Consider the following 2,159-nt stretch of genomic DNA (forward strand, 5'->3'; position numbering starts at 1 on the left):
TGCCGGTTTTTTCCTTCAGCCGCTGATATTGGCCGACCTCGACGATACGGCCGTTTTCCATCGCCACCACCCAGTCGGCGAAGGCAATCATCGACGGCCGGTGCGCGATGGTCAGGATCGTCATCGTGCCGCGCAATCCGTCGATCGACCTGGCGATCAGCGACTGGTTCTGCCAGTCGAGCGCGCTGGTCGCCTCGTCCAGGATGAGCAGTGACGGCTTGCGCAGCAGCGCGCGCGCGAGCGCGATGCGCTGGCGTTCGCCGCCCGAGAGCCGCACGCCGCGATCGCCGACCACCGTCTCGAGCCTGAGGTCGAGCCGTTCGACAAACTCGCCGGCGTGCGCCTGATGCAGCGCGGCCCACAGGTCGCCATCGCTGGCCCGTGGCGCGGCAAGGCGCAGGTTCGCCGCGATCGTGTCGTGCAGGAGGAACACGTCCTGCGGCACATAGGCCACCTGGTCGCGCCAGCGACGGCGATTGCTGGCATCAATCTCGACGCCGTCGACAAGCATCATGCCGGTGGTGGGCTCCAGCAGGCCAAGCAGCATATCGGCGATCGTGCTCTTGCCCGATCCGGACGGGCCGATCAGGGCGGTGACCTTGCCGGCCGGCAGGCCGAAGGTGATGCCGCTCACCACCACCTTGTCGCCAGCATCTCCATAGGCGAAGGAGACACCGCGAATATTCAATCCCGTATTGAGGGAGAGTGTCCCGGCGTCGGCGAACTCGGTATGGCCTGGTTCGCGTTCGGCATCGAAACGTGCCTGCAGGCTGCGCATTGCCGTAAAGGCGGGCAGGTTGATCAGCACTTGCTGGGCTTGCGTCTGCATGTCCATGAAGCGCGGCGCGATGCGCATGAAGACCAGGAGCAGGACGACGATCTCGGCCAGCGACAGGTTGAAGCGAACCAAAGCCACATAGATGAACAGGCTCAGGCCCACCACGCTCGCCACTTGGAATACCGCGGTGCCGATGGTGCTGTTGCGCACATAGTCGATGTTGTCGGCCTTCATCTTCTCAAGCGTCGACCGCAGCTGCGCGAAATAGCTGTCCTCGACGTTCAGGCTCTTGGCCACCTTGATGCCGCCGAGAAATTCCGAGACCGTCCGGTACTGATCCTGTCGATTGGCGGTCAGCACACGGCCGAAGGCAGTGGCCCGTGTCCGGAAGGGCTGCAGCGCCACGAACATCAGCATGCCGATGACGACGGCAAACAGCGTCATGACCGGCGAGATGAACATGGAAACCAGGAGATAGCCAGCCAGAAGAACGGCGATCTGCACCAGCATCAGCAGTGAGAACGCCGCGCCCTGGACGCGGTCGATGTCGCCGGTCAGGGCATGATCGAGGTCGGAACTGCGCATGCGGGTAAAAACGCCCCAGCGCGCCTTGCCGATGCTTTCGAACAGGTTCATGCGAACGCGGTTGACGAAATCGAACAGCAATTTGGCCATGTAGACCGACTTGAAGCGATTGAACGCCGCCTGCGCTGCAACAAGCCCGACCAGCATGCAAAGCACGGTCGTCAGTTGCAGCGTGCCGTCAGGCACCAGCCAGCGCACGAAATCATTGTTGGGCAGCCGAACAGCGAAATCCTGGTCGGCGCGTCCGACCAGATGCAGCAGCGGGATGAGCAGCAGGATGGAGATGCCCTCGGTCAGGCTGCCGAGGATGAGGAAGAAAAGCGCCGTCCATGTTCGCCGGCCGCCGATCCGGGCAATGGCGGCGCCGAATGCGGCAATTTCTCGAAACAGCGACAGGCGAAGGGTTGGGGGCTTCGACATGGTTGCGCTTACGACCGCCGGCTGCCAGCCGACAGATCCTTTTCGATCAGTTCCACGGCTTCACCGATCCTGTCCAGGCCCGTCGGGACTTCCAGCCGCCGCACGCCGATATGGTTGGCAATCCATGAACATTGCCGAAGATGCGCCGCCGCGAAGTCGTCGGGGAGGGCCGCGCGGCCGAAGCGCGTCACATAGGAGAATTTGATGATGGCCGGCAGGGCGGCAATGGCGGGCAAGGGCGTGATGCCAGCCCCTTCGCCGCGCTTGAGGATATAGATCCTGGTCGCCGGCACCTTGTCGCCCGAAAAGTCACCGTTCAGGCGATGCTGCATCTTGTCGATCGCCGGATGCACTTGCGGCCGCACTTCCGCTTCCC

1 protein-coding gene and 1 pseudogene are annotated in these 2,159 nt (G+C 63.3%); both read right to left on the reverse strand.

The genetic code is table 11. From position 1 onward, the window contains the following. Positions 1-1,783, reverse strand: a 1,783-nt coding sequence (locus EN893_RS30335) for an ABC transporter ATP-binding protein (RefSeq protein ID WP_164901250.1), incomplete at its 3' end; no start/stop codon positions are given. An 8-nt stretch (positions 1,784-1,791) separates the two neighbouring features. Continuing rightward, a pseudogene (locus EN893_RS30340) lies at positions 1,792-2,159 on the reverse strand (serine kinase); the annotation flags it as partial.

The organism is Mesorhizobium sp. M7A.F.Ca.CA.004.04.2.1, from assembly GCF_004022825.1.
Lineage (GTDB): Bacteria > Pseudomonadota > Alphaproteobacteria > Rhizobiales > Rhizobiaceae > Mesorhizobium.